This is a genomic window from Parvibaculum sp., from assembly GCF_049672805.1.
Lineage (GTDB): Bacteria > Pseudomonadota > Alphaproteobacteria > Parvibaculales > Parvibaculaceae > Parvibaculum.
This window is the reverse complement of the sequence record NZ_JBATWS010000408.1, coordinates 1-6,591: the sequence shown is the minus strand read 5'-3', so window position 1 is coordinate 6,591 and position 6,591 is coordinate 1. Positions and strand designations below refer to the sequence as shown.

Sequence of the window (6,591 nt, the reverse complement as noted above, 5' to 3'; positions counted from 1 at the left end):
GGTTATAGCCATGCGCCGCCGTCCACCAGGAGGAGGTGCCGTCAATGAGTTCACGGCCATCGGCAAGCGTGAGGCGCACGCCATCCGTTTTCACGACGGGCAACGACATGGGCGTCGTCTGCATCTGCGTATAGGGCAGCCACAAATGCGGCGCACCCTCTGTCAGCCATGCAGGAGGGTTCGCAATCAGCGGATTGGCAGGCGGGACAGACATGGGAGCCTCTTGTAGGTGCTGGCTCTCTCAGCCCGTCACTTCTCCGAAGGGCAGCTATGGGCCGGCATGGAAACAATACCGAGCTTTTCGAAAAGCATCCGGTCCTTGTCCTTTTCCGGGTTTTTGGTGGTGAGAAGCTTTTCGCCAATGAAGATCGAGTTCGCCCCGGCAAGGAAGCAGAGCGCCTGCATTTCTTCGGACATATGTTCGCGGCCTGCCGAAAGGCGCACGATGGATTTCGGCATAATGATGCGTGCAACGGCGATCATGCGCACAAAATCAATCGGATCCACCTTCTCGCTGCGGCCAAGCGGCGTGCCTTCAACCGGCATCAGCATGTTGATGGGAACGCTCTGCGGATGTTCCTCAAGATTGGCAAGCGTGAGCAGCATGCCGATGCGGTCATCCGCGCTTTCGCCCATGCCGACAATGCCGCCCGAGCAGACGTTGATGCCCGCATTGCGCACACGCTCCAGTGTGTCGAGGCGGTCCTGATAGGTCCGTGTGCTGATGACATTCGGATAATATTCTTCCGACGTGTCCACATTATGATTGTAATAGTCGAGGCCCGTCTGGGCGAGGCGATGCACCTGTTGGCCGGACAACATGCCGAGCGTCATGCAGGTTTCCATGCCCAGAGCCTTCACGCCTTCAATCATGGCGCAAATCATGTCCATGTCGCGGTCCTTCGGCTCGCGCCAGGCTGCACCCATGCAATAGCGGGTCGCGCCGTTTTCCTTCGCCTTGCGCGCTTCGGCCAGAACCTTCTCGACTTCCATCAGCTTGGATGCCTTTAGGCCCGTATCGAACTTCGCGCTCTGGGCGCAATAGCCGCAATCTTCCGGGCAGCCGCCTGTCTTGATGGAGAGCAGCGTGGACATCTGCACTTCATTGGCCTTGAACCAGCGGCGATGCACAAGCTGCGCTTCAAAGAGAAGGTCGTTGAAAGGCAGGTCATAAAGCGCCTGCAATTCCTCGCGCGTCCAGTCATGCCGCGTTTCATCCGGGTTGGTTCGCCGCGCAATGGTGCTGCCGCTTTCCGGGGTTTCGTTCTTCTCGATGCGGGTCTGGATGGTCATGGCCGCCTTCTCTCGATGCGGTAATCGGAACAGTTTGGGGCAGCATAGGCGGCTTCGGCCTCAATGCAAGATTCCTGGGGACCGGTCGCCGCCCCGGCCGGCCAGTGGGCCGGCGGATGCCCCTCGCTTCTGCCTGACGCAACGGAAGCTCATGGGTGGCGCGCATCTGTTTGCAACCTGCCGGCCCCCGGGCTAGTAGTCGAAAAACAACGCGGCAGAAGCCGGCGCAGGGGCAGGTCCAGGCTGGCCGAACAGGGGGTCTCCATGAAATATCGCAGGAAGCTTTGGGCCGGGATCGGCATGGCGATCCTTCTCGCCGCCTCGGGCGCGACCAGCGGGCTTCTGGCTCCCTCCGCCGCAAGGGCGGATATCCTCAAGGTGTCCATGGAAGAAGAGTCGGAAGTCCGTCGTGTGGCGGATGATCCGCTCCTCTATCTCTCAGAGCTTGATCTCATCCGCGCCTTTTATCTGGCGGGCGAAGCGTTGCTGGATGTTGAAGGCAGTCGCAAGGCAGCAGGCTCCATGTTCGTGGAACCGTTTTTCGAAGGCTATGGCGATCTGGAGCCAGTGCTGGCGGCGCGGGGGGGCGCCCCTTTCGGCGATGAAATGATCATGACGATGGACCTTGCCCGCGAGGATGCGCCGGTGGCGGAGGTGAAGGCGGCTGTTGCCAGGGTTTATGCAGCGCTTGATGCAGCAGAAAAGGTTGCGCCCAAAAGCGGCAAGGAGAGGCTCGGGGCCGAAGTGACCCTGACCGCGATCATGCTTGCCCGTGCGGCGACGCAATATGAGATGGCGCTGTCTCCCACCGGGCCGGAGGAAGCCTGGGCCGGTGGTTATGGCATCTGGAAGGCCGCCGAGCGCCGCAGCAATGCGCTGCTGCCGAAGCTTGAAGGTGTGAATGACGGACTGGCCGCCGATCTTGCCGCCGCAAGAAAGGTTTTCGGCGATGTTTACAGGAGCGTGACAGAGCCGGAGACGACGCAGGCTACCGCCGAAGCCTTGCGCGAGGCGAGCACGGGGCTGAGCGAGCAGGCGAAGCGCTTCTGACCGGACAGGAGGGGGTTGCGCGCGCGGCCCACGAGGCCCATACCTCTGTCGGAAAAGGAGAGCGGTCATGGTTTCAGGAGACAGGCTCGATGCCTTCGCGGAAGCAAAGCTTGCCGAGCTTGAAGCGCAGGCGCTGCGCCGCAGGCTGATCGAAACGGACCGCCGCGAAGGCGCGCTCGCCATTCGCAATGGCCGCCGCCTCATCTCCTTTTGCTGCAACGACTATCTCAATCTCTCGCAGAACGAAGCGGTGAAGCGAGCCGCCATCGAGGCGACGGAAACCTATGGGGTTGGCTCCGGTGCCTCGCGTCTCGTCTCCGGCAATCATCCGCTGTTTCACGCGCTCGAAACGCGGCTTGCGAAGTGGAAGCAGACAGAAGATTGCGTGATCTTCGGCTCCGGCTATCTCGCCAATCTCGGCATCGTGCCGACGCTGATGCGCGAAGGTGATCTCATCATTGCCGATGAGCTTTCCCATGCCTGCCTTCTCTCCGGCTCAAAACTCTCCGGCGCGCAGACGGAAATCTTCCGTCACAATGATATGGCGCATCTGCAGGAACTGCTCGCCACTCATCGCGGAAGCGCGCGCCATTGCCTCATCCTCACGGACGGCATTTTCAGCATGGATGGTGATGCGGCGCCGGTGACGGAAATGGCAGAGATTGCCGAACGCCATGATGCATGGCTGATGACGGATGATGCACATGGCATCGGCGTTGTCGGGCATGAAGGGCGCGGCTCAAGCTTCATGGGTGCTGAGAAGGCGAATGTGCCGCTTCAGATGGGCACGCTGTCAAAGGCGGTCGGTGCCTATGGCGGCTATCTTTGCGCCAGCAAGGCAGTCGCCGATCTCATCCGCACGCGCGCGCGCACGCTCATCTATTCAACGGGCCTGCCGCCTGCAACGGTTGCTTCCGCCATTGCCGCGCTCGATTTCATTGCGGCACATCCTGATTATTGCAAACGCCCGGTTGAAATGGCGCGCCGCTTCACTCGCGCGCTTGGCCTTCCCGACCCGGAAAGCCCCATCGTTCCGGTGATCCTTGGCGATGCTGAGGCAACACTTGCCGCCGCACAGCTTCTCGAAGCGGAGGGCTACCTTGTCACCGGCATTCGCCCGCCAACGGTTCCGGCAGGAACGGCGCGGCTGCGCTTCACCTTCACGGCGGAGCATGAGGATTCGGATATTGTGCGGCTTGCCGACATCGTCCGTGAACGGATTTTGAAGCGTCAGGCGGCGGAGTGATCATGCCACCCATTTTCGTTACCTCTTCGGGCACCGAAATCGGCAAGACCTATGTGTCGGCCATGCTGACGCGCGAACTGAAGCCGCGCGCTATCAAGCCGCTGGTGAGCGGCTTTGATGAGGAAACCTTTGCAGAGAGCGATCCGGCAGCCCTTCTTGCCGCGATGGGCGAGGAAGTGCGCTTCGAGAATGCGGAGTTTGTCTCGCGCTGGCGTTTCCGCGCCGCCCTCTCGCCTGACATGGCTGCTCGCCGCGAAGGCCGCGAGATCAATTTTCGCGAGCTTGTGGATGAATGCGTGGAGGCAGCCCGCAAGCATGATCCCCTCATCATCGAAGGGGTGGGCGGCCTGATGGTGCCGCTTGATGCGCGCTACACCGTGCTCGACTGGATGAAAGCGGTGGCGGCCGAGGTCGGCCTTGCGCCCGTCCTTGTGGTTGGCGCCTATCTCGGTACGATCAGCCACACGCTGACAACGCTTGCCGTGATGCGGGCCGAAGGGCTCACGCCGCGCGCCATCGTGGTGAGCGAGCGCGAGCCAGGTCCCGTCCCGGCAGAGGAAACGGCGGAAACCATTGCACGCTTTTCAGGCAATGTGCCGGTACGCGTGGTGCCGCACGGCGGCGCTGTTTCTCTCGGCGATCTCTTTTGACGATCAACGCTCCGGCAGCCGCTCGCGGATTTCCTTCAGCCGGTCATTCATCGACAGGAAAACGAGATACATCTCGCAGATCACGCGCCAGAAGAGAATGCCGAGCGCGCCGCCGATCAGTGCCACGACAAACTGGAGAAGACCAAGCCAGGCATTGTAACTCATCGTGTTGATCGATCCGGCCAGCGAGCCGAAGACGAAAAGCACGATGACGATGAGGCCAAGCCAGTAGAGAAAGCGGATGATGTTTTCCGCAAGCATCTTCTCGAAGCCAAAAAAATCCGTGAGCCGCATAAAATCCTCCCTCATGCGCCCCGCCATATCCGGCGAAGCGCCTCCATTTCTTCACTGATGTGACTGATGCCTATTTCGGTCCGAACAGGAACCACAGAATGAGGCCGAGGACAGGCAGCAACAGAACAATCACGATCCAGAGTGCCTTCCAGAGAGGCTCTGCGCCGCTCTGCACGATGCGAATGATCGCGTAGATATCAAGGATCAGGATGATGATACCGAGAATACCGGTGTAGCCGTCTCCGAACATGAAGTTCCTCCAGACCAGATGTTCCCCCTGAAGAGGAATCCTAGCCTGATTTGCGGTGGGGAGTAAGTTCGCTATTGCCCTGTTTCTCGCTGCTTCGTGCGATTGTGTGTCTAAAGGTGAGAGGCTAGACGAAGGAAGGCGTGGTGATGCCTTCAAACTGGAGCAGCCATTTCTTCGTGGGCAAACCGCCGCCAAAGCCCGTAAGCGTGCCATTCGCGCCGATCACACGGTGACAGGGCACAATGATGGGGAGCGGATTTTTGCCGTTGGCAAGGCCGACCGCGCGCGTTCCCTTCGGATTGCCGATGGCCCGCGCAATATCGGCATAGCTGCGCGTCTCGCCATAGGGAATGCGGGAAAGCTCGCACCAGACACCAAGCTGGAACGGCGTGCCGACAGGCGCGAGGGTGACATCCCTGAACTCTTTTTCCTCGCCTGCGAAATATCGCTCAAGCGCCTCCAGGGCGGTGGCGAGATGAGCGCGTGCGATCTCGCTCCCGTTCCGTTGAGGGAAAATGACATTCTCCTGATTGGGGAAGAGAATGGCTGCAAGCCCTGCCTCTGTTGCAGCGAGGCGCAATTTGCCGATGGGTGTGTTGAGCGTTGCGGTTGCAAGTGCCGGATCATCGGGAAGTTTCATTGGTCTTCCTCCTCAAGCAGTCCAGAGGGCAAGGGCAGCATAGCCGCGCCAGGGCCGCCAGTTTTCGGACAGGGCTTCGAGCGCCTGCGTGTCTATCGGTGTGCCGTTCCCGGCCGCCTTGCGCAAGCCGCGATCGGATGCAGGAAAGGCATCCGGCTCGCCCAGCGCACGCAGCGCAATGTAATGCGCGGTCCAGGCGCCAATGCCGGGAAGCGCGGTGAGGTCTTCAACTGCCGCCTCAAGGCTCTCGCGCGGCGTGAAGTCGATCTCGCCGGATGCGACGGCAGTGGCAAGCGCCTTCAGTGTGGCAATGCGCCCACCGGTAAGGCCGAGGCCGGACAGGTCGCCGCTCGCAAGCGCCTCTGCCCGCGGGAAATAAAGAGTGAGGCCTTCTTCATTGGCGGGCAATGCCTCGCCGAATCTGGCAACGATCCGTCCCGCGATGGTGGTCGCCCCATTCACGGAAATCTGCTGACCGAGCACCGCGCGCATCGCGAGTTCGAAACCGTCAAAGGCTCCGGGCACCCGAAGACCCGGCACACGCTTGAGGCGCGGCCCGATGAGCCTATCGCCTGAAAGCGCAGCGGCGATGGAAGCAGGCTCTGCATCAAGATCGAAGAGGCGGCGCAGGCGGGCGGCAATGGCGCGAACGGGAAGAGCGGAACGCGCTTCGAGCACGGTAATCCGTGCATCAAGCGCATCGCGGTCCCGCGCAGGCTCCACGGTGAGAATGCCTCTTGCGCCTGAAAGATTGAAGCTCCGCGCGTATCGCCTCTCGCTTACCCGCTCCACCCCCGGCAGCGCGCGTGCCGCAAGATAGGAAAGCACATGAGCGAAATCGAAAGGCGGGCGGTAGCCGAGCCGAAGGCGGATCGTGTTGCCTGCCTGCGCGGGCGAGGCGCGACGCAGCTCCGTTGGTGCCACGCCATAGGCCTTTCGGATCGCGTCATTGAAGCGGCGAAGGCTTCGATAGCCGGACGCGAAGGCGATTTCGGACAAGGGCAGGGACGTATCGCTGATGAGCTGCTTTGCGGTGAGAAGCCGCCGGTTCGCGGCAACGGCCTGCGGCCCGGCACCGAGATGCAGAAGAAAGAGACGCCGCAACTGCCGCTCGCCAATGCCGAGCCGCGCTGCAAGCCGCTCCACCGGTTCCTCATCAAGCGCGCCC

Annotated in this window: 8 protein-coding genes and 1 pseudogene; 3 read left to right on the top strand and 6 right to left on the bottom strand. The window is 61.4% G+C overall.

What is annotated here, in order from left to right; genetic code table 11:
* Together WBF74_RS12700 and bioB are read right to left on the bottom strand one after the other, a co-directional pair.
* Nucleotides 1-214, bottom strand: a pseudogene (locus WBF74_RS12700) (adenosylmethionine--8-amino-7-oxononanoate transaminase); the annotation flags it as partial.
* A gap of 35 nt (nt 215-249) precedes the next feature.
* The gene (bioB, locus tag WBF74_RS12695) at nt 250-1,293 is read right to left on the bottom strand and encodes a biotin synthase BioB (RefSeq protein WP_424440477.1); all 1,044 of its coding nucleotides are present in this window, start codon (nt 1,291-1,293) and stop codon (nt 250-252) included.
* Between the two features lie 264 nt (nt 1,294-1,557).
* On the opposite strand from bioB, the gene WBF74_RS12690 reads away from it, so the two are divergent.
* The 3 genes from WBF74_RS12690 to bioD all read left to right on the top strand — a co-directional run bounded on the left by WBF74_RS12690 (nt 1,558) and on the right by bioD (nt 4,239).
* Nucleotides 1,558-2,343 carry a hypothetical protein gene (locus WBF74_RS12690; RefSeq protein WP_424440475.1) on the top strand — a complete coding sequence of 262 codons (786 nt, stop codon included), beginning with the start codon at nt 1,558-1,560 and terminating at the stop codon, nt 2,341-2,343.
* 67 nt (nt 2,344-2,410) lie between these two features.
* Nucleotides 2,411-3,589 carry an 8-amino-7-oxononanoate synthase gene (gene bioF, locus WBF74_RS12685; protein ID WP_424440473.1) on the top strand — a complete coding sequence of 393 codons (1,179 nt, stop codon included), beginning with the start codon at nt 2,411-2,413 and terminating at the stop codon, nt 3,587-3,589.
* A 2-nt stretch (nt 3,590-3,591) separates the two neighbouring features.
* Complete coding sequence (bioD, locus tag WBF74_RS12680) at nt 3,592-4,239, top strand: dethiobiotin synthase (protein WP_424440471.1); 648 nt, start codon at nt 3,592-3,594, stop codon at nt 4,237-4,239.
* 3 nt (nt 4,240-4,242) lie between these two features.
* Here the strand turns inward: bioD and WBF74_RS12675 are convergent, their stop codons facing one another.
* The 4 genes from WBF74_RS12675 to WBF74_RS12660 all read right to left on the bottom strand — a co-directional run.
* A complete protein-coding gene (locus WBF74_RS12675; protein ID WP_424440469.1) occupies nt 4,243-4,533 on the bottom strand; it encodes a DUF4282 domain-containing protein in 291 nt (96 codons plus the stop codon).
* Nucleotides 4,534-4,603: 70 nt separating this feature from the next.
* Complete coding sequence (locus tag WBF74_RS12670) at nt 4,604-4,783, bottom strand: PLDc N-terminal domain-containing protein (RefSeq protein ID WP_424440467.1); 180 nt, start codon at nt 4,781-4,783, stop codon at nt 4,604-4,606.
* Nucleotides 4,784-4,907: 124 nt separating this feature from the next.
* Nucleotides 4,908-5,423, bottom strand: coding sequence for a methylated-DNA--[protein]-cysteine S-methyltransferase (locus WBF74_RS12665; RefSeq protein ID WP_424440465.1), 516 nt, complete (start codon nt 5,421-5,423; stop codon nt 4,908-4,910).
* A gap of 12 nt (nt 5,424-5,435) precedes the next feature.
* Nucleotides 5,436-6,591 (bottom strand): AlkA N-terminal domain-containing protein (locus WBF74_RS12660; protein ID WP_424440463.1); only part of this gene is annotated, 1,156 nt, incomplete at its 5' end.

Coding starts and splice junctions, on each gene's coding strand:
- bioB (WP_424440477.1), bottom strand. CDS start 1,293: ATGACCATCCAGACCCGCATCGAGAAGAACGAAACCCCGGAAAGCGGC.
- WBF74_RS12690 (WP_424440475.1), top strand. CDS start 1,558: ATGAAATATCGCAGGAAGCTTTGGGCCGGGATCGGCATGGCGATCCTT.
- bioF (WP_424440473.1), top strand. CDS start 2,411: ATGGTTTCAGGAGACAGGCTCGATGCCTTCGCGGAAGCAAAGCTTGCC.
- bioD (WP_424440471.1), top strand. CDS start 3,592: ATGCCACCCATTTTCGTTACCTCTTCGGGCACCGAAATCGGCAAGACC.
- WBF74_RS12675 (WP_424440469.1), bottom strand. CDS start 4,533: ATGCGGCTCACGGATTTTTTTGGCTTCGAGAAGATGCTTGCGGAAAAC.
- WBF74_RS12670 (WP_424440467.1), bottom strand. CDS start 4,783: ATGTTCGGAGACGGCTACACCGGTATTCTCGGTATCATCATCCTGATC.
- WBF74_RS12665 (WP_424440465.1), bottom strand. CDS start 5,423: ATGAAACTTCCCGATGATCCGGCACTTGCAACCGCAACGCTCAACACA.